Source organism: Lelliottia sp. RWM.1 (assembly GCF_016859735.1).
Taxonomy (GTDB): domain Bacteria; phylum Pseudomonadota; class Gammaproteobacteria; order Enterobacterales; family Enterobacteriaceae; genus Enterobacter.
On record NZ_WLVC01000042.1, the window covers coordinates 1 to 16,486 of the forward strand.

General features: G+C 51.3%; 15 protein-coding genes and 3 tRNA genes. All 18 read right to left on the reverse strand.

From position 1 onward, the window contains the following. Positions 1 to 2: 2 nt before the first annotated feature. A tRNA-Lys gene (locus GF617_RS21630) sits at positions 3 to 75 on the reverse strand. Positions 76 to 78: 3 nt separating this feature from the next. After that, positions 79 to 154: transfer RNA gene (locus GF617_RS21635), tRNA-Val, on the reverse strand. Positions 155 to 281: 127 nt separating this feature from the next. Then, positions 282 to 357, reverse strand: a tRNA-Lys gene (locus GF617_RS21640). 161 nt (positions 358 to 518) lie between these two features. Then, complete coding sequence (gene cpoB / locus GF617_RS21645) at positions 519 to 1,316, reverse strand: cell division protein CpoB (RefSeq protein ID WP_203452425.1); 798 nt, start codon at positions 1,314 to 1,316, stop codon at positions 519 to 521. Between the two features lie 9 nt (positions 1,317 to 1,325). Further along, positions 1,326 to 1,847 (reverse strand): peptidoglycan-associated lipoprotein Pal, encoded by a 522-nt coding sequence (gene pal, locus GF617_RS21650; RefSeq protein WP_003858578.1) that lies wholly within the window; start codon positions 1,845 to 1,847, stop codon positions 1,326 to 1,328. A gap of 35 nt (positions 1,848 to 1,882) precedes the next feature. Beyond that, the gene (tolB, locus tag GF617_RS21655; RefSeq protein WP_181623708.1) at positions 1,883 to 3,175 is read right to left on the reverse strand and encodes a Tol-Pal system beta propeller repeat protein TolB; all 1,293 of its coding nucleotides are present in this window, start codon (positions 3,173 to 3,175) and stop codon (positions 1,883 to 1,885) included. A gap of 135 nt (positions 3,176 to 3,310) precedes the next feature. Beyond that, complete coding sequence (gene tolA, locus GF617_RS21660; protein WP_203452426.1) at positions 3,311 to 4,552, reverse strand: cell envelope integrity protein TolA; 1,242 nt, start codon at positions 4,550 to 4,552, stop codon at positions 3,311 to 3,313. Between the two features lie 41 nt (positions 4,553 to 4,593). After that, positions 4,594 to 5,022, reverse strand: a complete 429-nt coding sequence (gene tolR, locus GF617_RS21665; RefSeq protein ID WP_181622709.1) for a colicin uptake protein TolR — start codon at positions 5,020 to 5,022, stop codon at positions 4,594 to 4,596. A 3-nt stretch (positions 5,023 to 5,025) separates the two neighbouring features. Then, positions 5,026 to 5,718, reverse strand: a complete 693-nt coding sequence (tolQ, locus tag GF617_RS21670) for a Tol-Pal system protein TolQ (RefSeq protein ID WP_089598919.1) — start codon at positions 5,716 to 5,718, stop codon at positions 5,026 to 5,028. Next, on the reverse strand, positions 5,715 to 6,119 hold the full coding sequence (gene ybgC, locus GF617_RS21675) for a tol-pal system-associated acyl-CoA thioesterase (protein ID WP_032617092.1): 405 nt from the start codon (positions 6,117 to 6,119) through the stop codon (positions 5,715 to 5,717). The genes tolQ and ybgC overlap by 4 nt, the downstream gene beginning before the upstream one ends. Positions 6,120 to 6,267: 148 nt before the next feature. Then, positions 6,268 to 6,561: a cyd operon protein YbgE gene (gene ybgE / locus GF617_RS21680; RefSeq protein WP_181622708.1), complete on the reverse strand. Its 294-nt coding sequence runs from the start codon at positions 6,559 to 6,561 to the stop codon at positions 6,268 to 6,270. Further along, complete coding sequence (gene cydX / locus GF617_RS21685) at positions 6,561 to 6,674, reverse strand: cytochrome bd-I oxidase subunit CydX (protein WP_181622707.1); 114 nt, start codon at positions 6,672 to 6,674, stop codon at positions 6,561 to 6,563. The genes ybgE and cydX overlap by 1 nt, the downstream gene beginning before the upstream one ends. Before the next feature lie 14 nt (positions 6,675 to 6,688). After that, positions 6,689 to 7,828, reverse strand: a complete 1,140-nt coding sequence (gene cydB / locus GF617_RS21690; RefSeq protein ID WP_181622706.1) for a cytochrome d ubiquinol oxidase subunit II — start codon at positions 7,826 to 7,828, stop codon at positions 6,689 to 6,691. A gap of 15 nt (positions 7,829 to 7,843) precedes the next feature. Beyond that, positions 7,844 to 9,412 carry a cytochrome ubiquinol oxidase subunit I gene (gene cydA / locus GF617_RS21695; RefSeq protein WP_181623707.1) on the reverse strand — a complete coding sequence of 523 codons (1,569 nt, stop codon included), beginning with the start codon at positions 9,410 to 9,412 and terminating at the stop codon, positions 7,844 to 7,846. 817 nt (positions 9,413 to 10,229) lie between these two features. Further along, positions 10,230 to 11,099, reverse strand: a complete 870-nt coding sequence (gene sucD, locus GF617_RS21700) for a succinate--CoA ligase subunit alpha (protein WP_203452427.1) — start codon at positions 11,097 to 11,099, stop codon at positions 10,230 to 10,232. Continuing rightward, positions 11,099 to 12,265 (reverse strand): ADP-forming succinate--CoA ligase subunit beta, encoded by a 1,167-nt coding sequence (sucC, locus tag GF617_RS21705; protein WP_181622704.1) that lies wholly within the window; start codon positions 12,263 to 12,265, stop codon positions 11,099 to 11,101. The genes sucD and sucC overlap by 1 nt, the downstream gene beginning before the upstream one ends. 95 nt (positions 12,266 to 12,360) lie before the next feature. Then, the gene (odhB, locus tag GF617_RS21710) at positions 12,361 to 13,581 is read right to left on the reverse strand and encodes a 2-oxoglutarate dehydrogenase complex dihydrolipoyllysine-residue succinyltransferase (RefSeq protein WP_203452428.1); all 1,221 of its coding nucleotides are present in this window, start codon (positions 13,579 to 13,581) and stop codon (positions 12,361 to 12,363) included. A gap of 14 nt (positions 13,582 to 13,595) precedes the next feature. After that, complete coding sequence (sucA, locus tag GF617_RS21715) at positions 13,596 to 16,403, reverse strand: 2-oxoglutarate dehydrogenase E1 component (RefSeq protein ID WP_181622702.1); 2,808 nt, start codon at positions 16,401 to 16,403, stop codon at positions 13,596 to 13,598. Positions 16,404 to 16,486 lie beyond the last annotated feature (83 nt).

Sequence of the window (16,486 nt, forward strand, 5' to 3'; positions counted from 1 at the left end):
GGTGGGTCGTGCAGGATTCGAACCTGCGACCAATTGATTAAAAGTCAACTGCTCTACCAACTGAGCTAACGACCCGAGTGGTGGGTGATGACGGGCTCGAACCGCCGACCCCCTCCGTGTAAAGGAGATGCTCTACCAACTGAGCTAATCACCCACTCTGTACTTCAGGAACTGCTTTAAGTGGTGGGTCGTGCAGGATGACTCGGCTTCGCCTCGCCCTGACGGGCCGTTGCTGACGCAACGTTATCCTTCACGCTTAAGTACTGCTTCCACCATTTTATTGGTGGGTCGTGCAGGATTCGAACCTGCGACCAATTGATTAAAAGTCAACTGCTCTACCAACTGAGCTAACGACCCACTTTTGCGTTGCTTTTACGTTGTTTGATATCCCGTGGCAACGGCGGCATATATTACTGATTTAAGAATTCAGCGCAACAAAAATTTCGATGAAGATCACCTAACTGCTTACGAATCATGCTGCACGACCAGAAATAACACGATTTCTGGTCATGCGGTAATCATCCCATCGAACCCAGACGTTTTTGCGCCTGTTTGGCACCTTCCGTACCAGGGAACTTCGTTACCACCTGCTGATACACTGCCTTGGCTTTTGCAGTATCACCTTTGTCTTGCATGATCACGCCGACCTTGAACATGGCATCAGGTGCTTTTGGCGATTTTGGGTAATTTTTCACCACAGAGGCAAAATAAAACGCCGCATCGTCCTTCTTACCCTTATTGTAATTCAGCTGACCCAGCCAGTAATTCGCGTTCGGCTGGTACGTGGAATCAGGGTATTTCTTAACGAAGTTCTGAAATGCAGCGATAGCATCGTCCTGACGCGATTTGTCCTGTACCAGGGCAATAGCTGCATTGTAATCCGTATTCGCGTCACCGCTCTGTACAGGCGCGCCTGTGGAGGCGGATGTATCAGTTGATGGCGCAGGTGTTGCTGTCGCAGCACCGTTCTGATCGCCTGCAGCGGGTTGTGCTGCTGCACCACCACCATTGCTCAGGCTATCCATCTGAAGCAAAATCTGCTTTTGACGTTCAACAACCTGATTAAGCTGATACTGACTTTCCTGGATCTGACCACGTAGAGAATCAATATCGTTTTGGTTATCAGAAAGCTGTTGCTGGAGTTGGGTTAAAAGCTGGCTGTGAGCATTAGAAATACGCTCGAGTTGAGTGACACGGTCTTCGACCGAGCCTGAGCCGACACTACTGATTGGTGCCTGAGCAAAAGCGGCCCAGGGGGCCGCTATACCAACCAGTAACGACAGACTCAATACATGATGTCTGAAGTTACTGCTCATGCAATTCTCTTAGTAAACCAGTACGGCACGACGGTTTTTGGAGTAAGCCGCTTCGTCGTGACCCAGTACTGCAGGTTTTTCTTTACCGTAAGAAACGATGGAGATCTGGTCTGCAGAAACGCCTTTACCTTGCAGGTACATTTTCACAGCGTTAGCACGACGTTCGCCCAGGGAGATGTTGTACTCTGGAGTACCACGTTCGTCAGCATGACCTTCTACGGTGACTTTGTAAGACGGGTTGCTACGCAGGAAGTTAGCGTGAGCGTCCAGCATCGCAGCGAAGTCAGAACGGATGTCGTACTTATCCAGATCAAAGTAAACGATGTTGTTCTGCTGCAGCTGCTGCATCTGAAGACGCGCTTGCTCTTCAGAAGACATGTTGCCGTTGCCGTTAGCGTCCATACCAGTGCCGGCACCCATCATGCCTTCGCCGCTCTGGTCATTGCTTGCGTTCTTGTTGGAAGAACACGCTGCGATTGCCATTACAGGCAGAGCGATCATCAGCCCCTTCAGCACTTTGTTCAGTTGCATTTCTAAGATTCCTTTAGTAATCAATTAATTATTATTTACAGATACGGCGACCAGGCAGGTGATTTTACCTGTCCATCAGTTGCCGGAATACGCGCTTTGAAACGCCCATCTGTAGAAACCAGATTCAGCACAGATCCCATCCCCTGAGAAGAGCTGTAGATTACCATAGTGCCGTTAGGTGCCAGACTTGGCGTTTCATCCAGGAACGTTGACGACAAAACTTGTACGCCACCCGTTACCAGATCTTGTTTGGCAATGTGCTGCTGACCACCTGCAGAACTTACCATTACCATAAATTTACCGTCGCTGCTGACATCAGAGTCCTGGTTTTGTGAACCTTCCCAGGTAATACGCTGTGGTGCACCGCCGTTGATATTGACTTTATAAACCTGTGGACGACCCGCCTGATCAGAAGTGAACGCCAGATTTTGGCTGTCCGGGAACCAGGTCGGTTCAGTGTTGTTGCTGCGTCCATCAGTCACCTGACGGATCTGGCCAGAACCAATATCCATCACGTAGAGGTTCAGGCTACCGGTTTTTGACAGTGCAAAGGCCAGTTTAGAACCGTCCGGAGAAAACGCTGGCGCACCGTTGTGACGTGGGAACGACGCAACCTGACGCACCGCACCGTTAGACAGTGTTTGAATGACCAACGCAGAACGACCACTTTCGAAGGTCACGTAGGCCAGTTTAGCACCATCTGGAGACCACGCCGGCGACATCAACGGTTGTGGAGAACGGTGAACGGTAAACTGGTTGTAACCATCGTAGTCAGAAACGCGCAGCTCATAAGGGAACTGACCGCCATTGGTCTGCACAACATATGCGATACGAGTACGGAATGCCCCTTTAATACCGGTCAGCTTCTCGAACACCTCGTCACTCGCAGTATGGCCCGCATAACGGAGCCACTGCTTGTTAACTTTGTAGGAGTTCTGCGCCAGAACAGTACCTGGAGCACCACCGGTATCGACCAGTTGGTAAGCCACTGTGTAGCCACCATCTGGACTAGGTGTAACCTGGCCCACAACGACCGCATCAATACCCAGTGCAGACCATGCTGCAGGCTGAACGTCTTGCGCGCTACCCGGCTGCTGTGGCAGACGAGAGCGATCTAATGGATTGAATTTGCCGCTGTTGCGCAGATCAGCAGCAACAATGCCGCCGATATCTTCAGGTGCAGCGCCTGGGCCTGCCCACTGGAACGGAACAACGCCGATTGGGCGCGCCGAGTCCACCCCCTGGGTGATCTCGATACGTACCTCTGCGTGCAGCACAGCTGCCCACAGCATTAAGAAACCAAATGCTACACGTAATGCCTGCTTCATCATATCTCCCTTATCTGGGTAACCTTACCCACGATAATTTAGCAGAATGTTAACAAACTCAAATAGACAAAACTACCAGAACCCTGAGACTAAACCTGGTCTATTTTCCCCCGTTTTCACGGGGAAAAATGTAACTTAAGGTTTGAAGTCCAGTGGTGCATTTTTAAAGACTTCGTAGACTGCCTGTGAAGGCGGTTTTGGCATCTTAGCCTGACGTGCCGCAGCTAAAGCTGCAGTACATAAGGCTGGGTCGCCACCTTCAGACTGAATATCAAGTAACATACCATCCGGCGCGAGCTTGATACGTAACGTACACGTTTTGCCTGTGTAGGAAGACGCATCATAGAATCGGCTCTCGATAGCAGACTTTATCTGCGAGGCATAGCCATTGATTTCAGCACCTGAAGCACCGTTGTTCTTAGTGTTACCACTTCCAGCAGGTGAGGCGTTACTTCCTTTCGCTCCCCCGCCCGCTTTCGGCGCATTCTTACCCGAACTCAAGTCACCCAGCAAATCATCCACCCCTGCGGCGGCGGCAGCTTTCTCTGCTGCAGCCTTTTTAGCCGCAGCTTTATCGGCAGCTGCTTTTTCTGCCGCAGCAGCTTTCTTATCTGCAGCCGCTTTTGCAGCAGTTGCAGCTTTCTCGGCAGCAGCCTTTTCAGCAGCAGCGGCTTTCTCAGCGGCAGCTTTCTCAGCTGCGGCAGCTTTCTTCGCCGCATCGGCAGCCGCTTTTTTAGCAGCATCCGCTTCAGCTTTCTTCTGGGCATCCGCTGCGGCTTTCTTCGCCGCTTCGGCTTCAGCTTTTTTCTGAGCATCAGCCGCCGCTTTCTTCGCCGCTTCTTCAGCCTGTTTCTGAGCATCGGCAGCCGCTTTCTTCGCCGCGTCCGCTGCCAGTTTTACTTGTGCATCAGCCTTCGCTTTGGCATCTGCAGCAGCTTTTGCAGCTGCCTCTTCTGCCTGCTTCTGCTGTTCCTGTGCTTTCTTCGCCGCCGCTTCCGCTTGCTTTTGCTGTTCCGCCTGCTCTTTCGCGGCTTCCTGCGCCTGCAAACGTTCTTTCTCAAGCTGCTTCAAACGCTCCTGTTCCGCGGCCTGCTTTTCACGCAGTTCCTCGGCTTGCTGTTGCGCCTGTTTATCTCGCTGCTCTTCAGCTCGTTTTGCACTCGCCTGCTGCTGCTGCTGACGATTATAGTTTTGCACTACCGCACCAGGATCGACCATGACAGCGTCAATGGAGGATCCTCCACCACCACCGGCTGATGCATCTATATGCTCGTCGAACGAACTCCAGATCAGTGCTGCAAAAAGAATCACATGCAACACCGCCGAAATAATTATCGCTCGCTTAAGCTTATCGTTTTGTTCGGTTGCCTTTGACACTATCGGTTCCCAAAAACTCGTATCCCACTGCTAGCAGGTGATCAAATAGGCTGCGTCATTAAGCCAACTGACTTAACACCCGCGCTATGTAGCAAGTTCAGCGCTTTAATAATTTCATCGTAGGGTACGTCTTTCGCACCACCGATTAAAAAGACCGTCTTCGGATTGGATTCCAGACGACGTTGCGCTTCAGCAATGACTTGCTCAGGCGGCAACTGATCCATACGATCTTTCTCTACCACCACGCTATATTGCCCCACACCGGAAACCTCAATGATGACCGGAGGATCGTCATTAGTGCTTACCGCTTGTGATTCTGTCGCATCCGGCAGATCAACTTCTACGCTTTGGGTAATGATCGGCGCTGTTGCCATAAAAATAAGCAACAGTACTAACAGAACGTCAAGCAGCGGAACAATATTGATTTCGGACTTGAGTTCGCGACGACCTCGTCCACGCGTTCTGGCCATGGTTTACCCCTTGTTACTCTCGGTGCTGGTAAACGCCTGACGGTGCAGAATCGCAGTGAACTCTTCCATAAAGTTGTCGTAGTTCAGTTCCAGTTTGTTCACGCGCTGGTTCAGACGGTTGTAAGCCATTACAGCAGGGATTGCAGCGAACAGACCGATAGCCGTTGCGATAAGTGCTTCCGCGATACCCGGAGCAACCATTTGCAGCGTTGCCTGTTTTACCGCACCCAGTGCGATAAACGCGTGCATGATCCCCCAAACCGTACCAAACAGACCAATATATGGGCTAATGGAACCTACAGTACCAAGGAAAGGAATATGTGTTTCGAGTGTTTCCAGTTCACGGTTCATCGAAATACGCATCGCACGCGATGCACCTTCAACCACCGCTTCTGGCGCGTGATTGTTAGCTCGATGTAGACGGGCAAACTCTTTGAAACCGCTATAGAAAATTTGTTCGGAGCCTGAGAGATTATCACGGCGTCCCTGGCTTTCCTGATACAGACGGGAAAGTTCGATACCAGACCAGAACTTGTCTTCAAACGCTTCAGCTTCACGGCCTGCTGCATTAAGAATACGTGTTCTCTGGATGATGATAGCCCAGGAGGCGATTGAAAAACCAATCAAAATCAACATGATAAGTTTAACCAGAAGGCTTGCCTTCAGGAACAAATCAAGGATATTCATGTCAGTCACTGCTTAAACTCCGCGACAATAGACTTAGGAAGCGCACGAGGCTTCATGATGAGTGGATCAACACAGACAATCAGTACTTCAGCTTCGTTCAGTACGGTGTTCTCTGCATTGACAATCCGCTGCGTGAAAACCAGTGAGGTTCCACGCATTGATGTTATTTCTGTTTGGACTTCGAGCATATCGTCGAGTCTGGCAGGCGCAAAATACTCTAGCGTCATCTTGCGAACCACAAAGGCAACTCGCTCAGCCAACAGCACCTGTTGACTAAAGTGATGATGGCGCAGCATCTCTGTGCGTGCCCGTTCATAAAAAGCAACGTAGCTGGCATGGTAAACCACACCACCGGCATCGGTATCTTCGTAATAGACACGAACCGGCCATCGAAACAGCGTTGTATTCACTTTACATCCCGGTAATGCAACAAAAGTTATAGCTTTTAAACTTCGCTACTATACGCGCGGGAAAGATGGTTTGGAATGGGGGAAAGTAAACGGAGAGTAAATTTTTATGGGCTTAGGCAAGCCCATAAGGTTAACGGACATTTCTTATTCAGAAGAAGAAGAAAATCAACCCAGCGAGGAGCACCAGGTCAGCGATGAGAGGGCAAAAAACACCTTGCCAGTGCACAGCCTTCGGACGAAAACCCACACCATGAATCACACCTGCACACACCGCCCACATAATGAAGAGGCCGTGCCAGATCTCAAGCTCGCTGGTCTTCGCCGCAAAACGCGAAGGGTCCCAGAAGATGCAACCTGCCAGCAGCAGTGCCATCACTAAGGAAAGCGCCCTTAACGGGCGCTTGTCCATTACCGCATATAACGTTGCGATAATATTCATCATTAGTGTTTTTCTTCACTCGTTTTAGCTGCTTCAACGTGCTCAAGCGCCAGGGCAGTAATGATGCCGAAAGCACAGGCAAGAAGCGTCCCCAAAATCCATGCGAAGTACCACATATTCAGCTCCTTACTTAGTACAGGGAATGAGTGTTGCTTTCGATATCTTCTTTCGTGATACGACCGAACATTTTCCAGTAACACCACGTGGTGTAGAGCAAGATAATCGGTACGAACACGCACGCAACATACGTCATCAGATTCAGTGTCAGCTGGCTAGAGGTCGCATCCCACATGGTCAGGCTTGCATTCATCATAGTGCTGGATGGCATGACGAATGGGAACATCGCGATACCCGCCGTCAGAATGATGCACGCCAGCGTCAGAGAAGAGAACACGAAAGCCAGTGCACCCTTTTCAAGACGAGATGTCAAAACTGTAAGCAGCGGCAGCAGTACACCCAGCGCCGGGATAACCCACAGTACAGGCATATTGTTGAAGTTCACAAGCCATGCACCAGCCTGACGCGCCACTTCTTTGGTCAGTGGGTTTGAAGGCGCTACATGGTTGATAGCAGATGTCACCACGTAGCCATCAATACCGTAGACAACCCAAACGCCTGCCAGTGCGAAGCATACCAACGTAACCAGTGCAGCAACCTGAGCTGTCGCACGTGAACGCAGGTGCAGTTCACCCACAGTACGCATCTGCAAATAAGTTGCGCCTTGTGTAATGATCATCGCCACGCTCACTACACCGGCCAGCAGACCAAACGGATTCAACAACTGGAAGAAGTTACCGGTGTAATAAAGACGCATGTACTCATCAATGTGGAACGGAACACCCTGCAACAGGTTGCCGAATGCCACACCGATGACCAGCGGTGGTACGAAGCTACCAATGAAAATGCCCCAGTCCCACATATTGCGCCAGCGAGTGTCTTCAATCTTAGAGCGGTAGTCAAAACCGACTGGACGGAAGAACAATGATGCCAGCACCAGAATCATCGCCACATAGAAGCCGGAAAACGCCGCTGCGTAGACCATTGGCCAGGCAGCAAACAGTGCGCCACCAGCAGTGATCAACCAAACCTGGTTACCGTCCCAGTGTGGGGCGATGGAGTTAATCATAATTCGACGCTCGGTGTCATTACGACCGAGGAATCGGGTGAGCATGCCCACCCCCATGTCGAAACCGTCGGTGACAGCAAAACCAATCAGCAAAATGCCAACCAGCAGCCACCAGATAAAACGCAATACTTCATAATCGATCATTTGACGACTCCTGTCTTAGCGTGCCGGCTGAGAAGCCACATTGGACTGCTCGTAGTGATAGCGACCGGTTTTCAGGCTGCTTGGGCCAAGGCGTGCGAACTTGAACATCAGGAACAGTTCAGCCACCAGGAACAGGGTATACAAACCGCAGATCAGCAGCATGGAGAAGATCAGATCGCCTGCCGTCAGAGAGGAGTTTGCTACTGCTGTTGGCAGTACCTCACCAATCGCCCACGGTTGACGGCCATATTCCGCCACGAACCAACCGGACTCGATAGCAATCCATGGCAGCGGGATCCCGTACATTGCGGTACGCAACAGCCATTTTTTCTGGCCGATACGGTTGCGAATCACTGACCAGAAGGACGCCGCAATAATCAGTAGCATCAGGATGCCGCAGCCGACCATGATACGGAAAGCAAAGTACAGTGGCGCAACGCGAGGAATGGAGTCTTTCGTCGCTTGCTGAATCTGTGCTTCCGTCGCGTCAGAGACGTTCGGGGTATAGCGCTTCAGCAACAGACCATAACCCAGGTCTTTCTTCACATTGTTGAATTGATCGCGAACAGCCTGATCGGTGGAACCACCACGCAGTTGTTCCAGAAGAGCATAGGCTTTCATACCATTACGGATACGGCCTTCATGCTGCACCATCAGATCCTTCAGGCCCGTCACCTGCTTGTCGACAGAACGTGTCGCGATGATGCCCAGTGCGTAAGGGATCTGAATAGCGAAACGGTTTTCCTGTGCATCCTGGTCAGGCACACCAAACAGGGTGAAGGCGGCTGGTGCTGGCTGGGTTTCCCACTCAGCTTCAATCGCGGCCAGTTTGGTTTTCTGTACGTCGCCCATTTCATAACCGGATTCATCACCCAGAACAATAACGGAAAGGATAGCGGCCATACCGAAGCTTGCAGCGATCGCAAAAGAACGTTTAGCAAATGCGAAGTCTCGGCCACGCAGCATGTAGTAGGAACTGATACCTAAAACGAACATCGCGCCACACACATAGCCAGACGCTACAGTGTGAACAAATTTAACCTGAGCGACCGGGTTCAGCACCAGCTCCGCAAAGCTGACCATCTCCATACGCATGGTTTCGAAGTTGAAATCAGACGCGATAGGGTTCTGCATCCAGCCGTTCGCCACCAGGATCCACAGTGCGGACAGGTTAGAACCTAACGCCACCAGCCAGGTTACCGCCATATGCTGGACTTTACCCAGACGATCCCAACCGAAGAAGAACAGACCTACAAAGGTGGATTCGAGGAAGAAGGCCATCAGACCTTCAATGGCCAGCGGCGCACCGAAAATATCCCCTACATAGTGGGAATAGTAAGACCAGTTAGTCCCAAACTGGAACTCCATAGTCAGACCGGTTGCCACGCCCAGCGCAAAGTTGATACCAAACAACTTGCCCCAGAACTTGGTCATATCTTTATAAATCTGTTTGCCGGAGAGGACGTAAACCGTTTCCATGATGGCCAGCAAGAACGCCATACCGAGCGTCAGTGGCACAAACAGGAAGTGGTACATCGCGGTCAAGGCAAACTGTAAGCGCGACAGTTCGACTATATCTAACATCATGACTCCTTGCTCATCGCATGAAGACTCCGAGAGTGAACCCCGTTAGATAAGGATTCACACACATGCCCCAATACAAAGTTATCTGCGCCCGTTCTTCGTTGCTTATTCTCAACAGGAGGTAAAAGCAGTGATGAAAGGTTACAAATACGTTAATAAAAAACCCAAATTGATCCCGCAAATATATTACGCCGTAAAATCCTTACAATAAACAGGTTTTTATTGAATCAGTTTTGCGTTTTACGACGGTGATCAATATATAGCGAATTTACCACTTTTGAGCCAGTTTGATCTGGCACAATTTAGCGCCTTTTGACGTCTTTTACCAAATATTAAACATTGATTTAAATCAACAATATTTGATTTTTGTTAATTGTGTTTATACCTGGTAAACACAGTAAAAACCTTGTTAAATATATGTGTAAAAACAGATATTCATAGTTATCGAGTAGCGATAATAATAGAGATGAAAGTGATTTTTATTAACTAAACAGCGGGAGGAGATTCCGGAACTGATAAACTATTAATCATAGCCCCTTACTCATAATTTTCCATTTTTGTTCCTCATTAATAATTAACAACAATTCATTCACCTTTAAGCCTCTGTAAATTAACACCTCATTGTGACTATTTCATGAAGTAGCCCGCAACTGGCTATACCGAGCGAGGAGTGTTTGCCCAATTTTCAAACAGGAAAACAACATCCCGTGACGAGAAGTCAGAATAAACACCATAAAAAAGGCCGCTTTTCAGCGGCCAACCATGTCGAAACGGACATTTTTATATCACTACTCCCCTTTCAGGCAGCAGAGTGGTTTTACTTAATGATGGATTGCAGCGCATTACCGATATCAGCCAGGCTGCGCACGGTTTTCACGCCAGCGGCTTCCAGCGCGGCGAATTTCTCATCCGCAGTACCTTTACCACCCGCGATAATTGCCCCTGCGTGGCCCATACGCTTGCCTTTCGGCGCGGTGACACCGGCAATGTAGCCAACAACCGGTTTGGTGACGTGATCTTTGATATACGCCGCCGCTTCTTCTTCTGCACTACCACCGATTTCACCAATCATGACGATGGCTTCAGTCTGTGGATCTTCCTGGAACAGTTTCAGGATGTCGATGAAGTTTGAACCAGGGATTGGGTCACCGCCGATGCCCACACAGGTGGACTGGCCGAAACCGTAGTCAGTGGTCTGCTTGACCGCTTCATAAGTCAGCGTACCCGAGCGGGAAACGATACCCACTTTTCCTGGCTTGTGAATATGACCAGGCATGATGCCGATTTTACATTCGCCTGGGGTGATAACTCCTGGGCAGTTCGGGCCAATCATGCGCACGCCTGCTTCATCCAGCTTCACTTTCACGGTCAGCATATCCAGTGTCGGGATACCTTCGGTGATGGTGATGATCAGTTTGATACCTGCGTCGATCGCTTCCAGAATGGAATCTTTGCAGAATGGCGCCGGAACATAGATGACGGTCGCTGTTGCGCCCGTGGCTTCGACGGCTTCGCGCACAGTATTGAATACTGGCAGACCGAGGTGCGTTGTACCGCCTTTACCTGGCGTTACGCCACCTACCATCTGCGTGCCATAAGCAATGGCTTGTTCGGAGTGGAAAGTCCCCTGGCTACCGGTGAAGCCCTGGCAAATTACTTTTGTATTTTTATCGATCAAAACAGACATTATTTCCCCTCCACTGCGGCAACAACCTGCTGAGCTGCATCCGTCAGACTTTTCGCTGCAATAATATTCAGGCCGCTGTCAGCCAGTTTTTTCGCGCCGAGTTCAGCGTTGTTACCTTCCAGACGCACAACAACCGGGACGTTAACGCCCACTTCAGCCACCGCACCAATGATACCGTCGGCGATCAGGTCACAACGCACGATACCACCGAAGATGTTCACCAGAACGGCTTTCACATTATCGTCGGAGAGAATGATTTTGAATGCTTCGGTCACACGCTCTTTTGTCGCACCACCGCCTACATCCAGGAAGTTTGCCGGTTCGCCGCCGTGCAGTTTAACGATGTCCATGGTTCCCATCGCCAGACCCGCACCGTTGACCATGCAGCCAATGTTGCCATCCAGTGCGACGTAGTTCAGTTCCCACTGTGCAGCCTGAGCTTCACGCGGATCTTCCTGAGACTGATCACGCATTTCACGCAGATCGGCCTGGCGGAACAGTGCGTTACCATCAGCGCCCAGTTTGCCATCGAGGCAGATCAAGTCACCCTGAGTGGTAATCACCAGTGGGTTAATCTCGATCAGCGCCAGATCGCGCTCCAGGAAGATCGTCGCCAGACCCATGAAGATTTTGGTGAACTGTTGAACCAGTTTACCTTCCAGACCCAGTTTGAACGCCAGTTCGCGTCCCTGGTATGGCATTGGACCTGCCAGCGGATCGATAGCCACTTTATGAATCAGGTGCGGGGTTTCTTCCGCCACTTTCTCAATTTCCACGCCGCCTTCGGTAGACGCCATGAACACAACACGACGTGAGCTACGGTCAACAACAGCACCGAGATACAGCTCTTTTGCGATATCAGTCGCCGCTTCAACCAGGATTTGGTTAACCGGCTGGCCATTCGCATCTGTCTGATAGGTCACCAGACGCTTACCCAGCCAGTGTTCAGCAAACGCGCGGATCTCTTCTTTGGTTTTAACCACTTTCACACCGCCCGCTTTACCGCGGCCGCCAGCGTGAACCTGACATTTAACTACCCAAGGGCCGGAACCGATTTTAGATGCGGCTTCTTCTGCTTCACGTGGGGTAGTACAGGCGTAACCCACCGGAGCCGGTAAACCTGACCTGGCAAACAGCTGTTTAGCCTGATATTCATGTAAGTTCATGTGTTCTATCCATCCTTCAGGTAATCGTTATCTTCAAACCTGTAGGCCGACGCGGTCTTCATCCGGCCTACAGGGCAGGTGATGCTAAAAAACTACTAGACGTCCAGCAGCAGACGCGTCGGATCTTCCAGCAGCTCTTTAATAGCAACCAGGAAGCCCACGGACTCACGACCATCAATCAGGCGGTGATCGTAAGAGAGTGCCAGATACATCATCGGCAGGATCTCAACTTTACCGTCTACGGCCATTGGACGATCTTTAATGGCATGCATACCCAGGATCGCGCTCTGCGGCGGGTTAATGATCGGGGTAGACATCAGCGAGCCGAATACGCCGCCGTTGGTAATGGTGAAATTACCGCCGGTCAGATCGTCTACGGTCAGCTTGCCGTCACGGCCTTTTACGGCCAGTTCTTTAATATTTTTCTCGATATCAGCCATACCCAGGGTATCCACATCACGCAGAACCGGAGTCACCAGGCCGCGTGGCGTTGACACCGCCATGCTTACATCGAAATAGTTGTGGTAAACCACGTCATCGCCGTCGATAGACGCGTTGACTTCCGGGTAGCGTTTCAACGCTTCAACCACCGCTTTCACATAGAAAGACATAAAGCCCAGACGGATACCATGACGTTTTTCAAACGCGTCACCGTACTGCTTACGCAGGTCCATGATAGGTTTCATGTTCACTTCGTTGAAGGTGGTCAGCATCGCGGTGGAGTTTTTCGCCTCCAGCAGACGCTCAGCCACGCGTTTACGCAGGCGAGTCATTGGTACGCGTTTCTCGCTGCGAGCACCCAGAGCAGGCTGTGCTGCAGGTGCTGCCACAGGGGCTTTGGCTTCTGCTTTCGCAGGGGCTTTCGCCAGGTGCTTATCAATGTCTTCGCGCGTCAGACGGCCACCGACACCTGTGCCTTTAATGGCTGCGGCATCCAGGTTGTGCTCAGCCAGCAGACGGCGGATCGCCGGGCTAAGTGCATCATTACTTTGTTCTTCAAGAGATGCCTGTTGGCGCTGAGCCGGAGTAGACTCTTTTGCTTCAGACTTCGCACTGGATTCTTTACCAGAGCTATTGCCTTCACGCAGGCGACCCAGGATCTGGCGAGAGGTTACCGTTGTACCTTCATCTTCCAGCACTGCATCCAGAATGCCATCCGCCGAAGCCGGTACTTCCAGTACCACTTTGTCAGTTTCGATTTCTACCAGCACTTCGTCGCGCTGGACGGTATCGCCCGGTTTTTTATGCCAGGTCGCAACAGTCGCATCTGCTACAGACTCAGGCAGGTCGGGAACAAGAATATCTACGCTACTCATTATGTATCCTTTAATTAATCGACGTTCAGCGCGTCATTCACCAGATCTTGCTGTTGCTTCTGGTGAACGGACATATACCCTACCGCCGGAGAGGCGGAGGCCGGACGACCTGCATAACGCAGACCCGCCCCAAATGGAATCACATCACGGAAATGATGCTGGCTGCAGTACCATGCGCCCTGGTTGAGCGGCTCTTCCTGACACCAGACAAAATCATGTACGTGGGCATACGGTTTCAACGCTTCCTGCACCGCCTGGTGCGGGAATGGATAAAGCTGCTCGACACGCACGATGGCGACATCTTTCTGGCCATTCTTACGGCGCTGTTCCAGCAGATCGTAATAAACCTTACCAGAACACATTACGACACGCTTCACGGCTTTCGGATCCAGCTCGTCAATCTCGCCAATCGCTGGCTGGAAGGCTCCATTCGCCAGCTCATCAAGGCTTGAGACCGCTAACGGGTGACGCAGCAGCGATTTGGGTGACATCACCACCAACGGACGGCGCATACCGCGCAACGCCTGGCGACGTAGCATGTGGTACACCTGAGCCGGAGTCGACGGCACACAAACCTGCATGTTTTGCTCAGCACAAAGTTGCAGATAGCGTTCCAGACGTGCGGAAGAGTGCTCCGGACCTTGCCCTTCATAGCCGTGCGGTAACAGCATCACCAGGCCACACATACGGCCCCATTTCTGCTCACCGGAGGAGATGAACTGGTCGATAACCACCTGAGCACCGTTGGCGAAGTCACCAAACTGCGCTTCCCAGATGGTCAGAGTGCGCGGCTCTGCGGTCGCATAACCATATTCGAATGCCAGCACCGCTTCTTCAGACAATACGGAGTCCCAGACCTTGAACTGGCCCTGTCCATTGTGAACATGCTGCAATGGGGTATAAGTGGAGCCGTTAGTCTGGTTGTGAATAACCGCGTGGCGGTGGAAGAAGGTTCCGCGTCCCGCATCTTCACCAGACAGACGAACCGGAATACCTTCGTCCACTAGCGTGGCGTAAGCCAGGTTTTCTGCACCACCCCAGTCGAACATCTTCTCACCTGACGCCATAGATTGACGGTCAGAGTAGATTTTCTGTACACGGGACTGCATTTCGATCGCGTCAGGCACGCTGCTGATACGTTTTGCCAGCTCTTGCAGACGTTTCATCTCTACCTTATTCGGGTAGCTCTCATCCCACTCGTGGTTAAGGTACGGCGACCAGGTAAAGGAGTGCATGTTCATTGGACGCAGCTCTTTCACCACACACTCGCCAGCATCCAACGCATCGCGGTAAAGATTGACCATTTCGGTCGCATCTTCGAGCGTCGTTACCTTTTCAGCTTCCAGTTTGTCGGCATAGATCTTACGCGGCGTCGGATGCTTTTTGATTTTCTGATACATCAGCGGCTGCGTTGCACTTGGCTCATCGGCTTCGTTGTGGCCGTGGCGGCGGTAGCAGAACAGGTCGATGAAGACATCACGTTTAAAGGTGTTACGGAAATCCAGAGCCAGACGGGTCACGAACGCGACGGCTTCAGGATCATCCGCATTAACGTGGAAAATAGGCGCCTGAACCATTTTACCGATATCAGTACAGTAAGGAGTGGAGCGCGCATCCAGCGGGTTAGACGTAGTAAAGCCCACCTGGTTGTTGATCACGATGCGAACTGTACCACCCACTTCATAACCACGCGCTTTAGACATGTTCAGGGTTTCCTGAACCACGCCCTGCCCTGTTACCGCGGCATCACCATGAATGGTAATTGGCAGAACTTTATTGCTGCTTGGCTCATCCAGTCTGTCCAGACGGGCACGCACAGAACCGATAACCACCGGGCTGACGATTTCAAGGTGCGATGGGTTAAACGCCAGCGCCAGGTGAACCAGGCCGCCTTTCGTTTCGATATCCGACGAGAAGCCCATATGGTACTTCACGTCGCCTGTGCCAAGGTGTTCTTTATGTTTACCTGCAAACTCATCAAACAGGTCCTGAGGTTTTTTACCCAGAACGTTGACCAGGACGTTCAGACGACCGCGGTGGGCCATGCCCAGTACAACTTCACGCGTGCCGCTGTTGCCTGCATGACGAATCAGCTCTTTAAGCATAGGGACTAGCGCATCACCACCTTCCAGTGAGAAGCGTTTAGCGCCAGGGAATTTAGCCCCCAGATAACGCTCAAGACCTTCCGCTGCGGTCAGTTCGCTAAGGAAACGCTTTTTCTCATCAGTAGAGAACGTCGCGTGACCGGCCACAGATTCGATACGCTGTTGGATCCAGCGTTTTTCTTCTGTGGAAGTGATGTGCATATATTCCGCGCCGATGGAGCCACAGTAGGTTTGCTTGAGCGCGTCAATCAGATCGCCCAGCTTCATCGTATCTTTACCGATGGCGAAAGAACCTACGTTATAGCTTTCCTGGAAATCGGCCTCGGTCAGATCGTGGTAAGCCGGATCGAGATCCGCTACACGTTCTTGCTGCCACAGTCCCAGCGGATCAAGATTCGCGTGCTGGTGACCACGGAAGCGGTAGGCGTTAATCAACTGCAGGACTTTAACCTGCTTAACATTGGTATCAGGGTCGGAAATCGAGGAAGTATAACGTGAGGCATCCTTCGCCAGACGACGGAAATAATCACGCGTTTTGGAATGGAATTGATCCGGTTTGACCCCAGTTCCAGGTAATTGCTGGAACATGGAACGCCAGTTTGCGTCCACTGAGTCAGGATCGGTTAAGAAGTCTTCATAGAGCTGTTCTATCCAGCTCTGGTTCGCTCCGGAGAGGTAAGAAGAGTCCAGCCAGGCTTTCATTGCGCCGTTCTGCATCGTGATCCCTTAAGCATTTTTATGCTTATTTCGCCGTAGAAACTACCACGTACACCACGTGTACGTGCCGGGGTTCACCTGCG

Bases quoted from the DNA above. Each gene is read 5' to 3' on its own strand.
- cpoB (WP_203452425.1), bottom strand. From the start codon at position 1,316: ATGAGCAGTAACTTCAGACATCATGTATTGAGTCTGTCGTTACTGGTT.
- pal (WP_003858578.1), bottom strand. From the start codon at position 1,847: ATGCAACTGAACAAAGTGCTGAAGGGGCTGATGATCGCTCTGCCTGTA.
- tolB (WP_181623708.1), bottom strand. From the start codon at position 3,175: ATGAAGCAGGCATTACGTGTAGCATTTGGTTTCTTAATGCTGTGGGCA.
- tolR (WP_181622709.1), bottom strand. From the start codon at position 5,022: ATGGCCAGAACGCGTGGACGAGGTCGTCGCGAACTCAAGTCCGAAATC.
- ybgE (WP_181622708.1), bottom strand. From the start codon at position 6,561: ATGATGAATATTATCGCAACGTTATATGCGGTAATGGACAAGCGCCCG.
- cydX (WP_181622707.1), bottom strand. From the start codon at position 6,674: ATGTGGTACTTCGCATGGATTTTGGGGACGCTTCTTGCCTGTGCTTTC.
- cydB (WP_181622706.1), bottom strand. From the start codon at position 7,828: ATGATCGATTATGAAGTATTGCGTTTTATCTGGTGGCTGCTGGTTGGC.
- cydA (WP_181623707.1), bottom strand. From the start codon at position 9,412: ATGTTAGATATAGTCGAACTGTCGCGCTTACAGTTTGCCTTGACCGCG.
- sucD (WP_203452427.1), bottom strand. From the start codon at position 11,099: ATGTCTGTTTTGATCGATAAAAATACAAAAGTAATTTGCCAGGGCTTC.
- sucC (WP_181622704.1), bottom strand. From the start codon at position 12,265: ATGAACTTACATGAATATCAGGCTAAACAGCTGTTTGCCAGGTCAGGT.
- odhB (WP_203452428.1), bottom strand. From the start codon at position 13,581: ATGAGTAGCGTAGATATTCTTGTTCCCGACCTGCCTGAGTCTGTAGCA.
- sucA (WP_181622702.1), bottom strand. From the start codon at position 16,403: ATGCAGAACGGCGCAATGAAAGCCTGGCTGGACTCTTCTTACCTCTCC.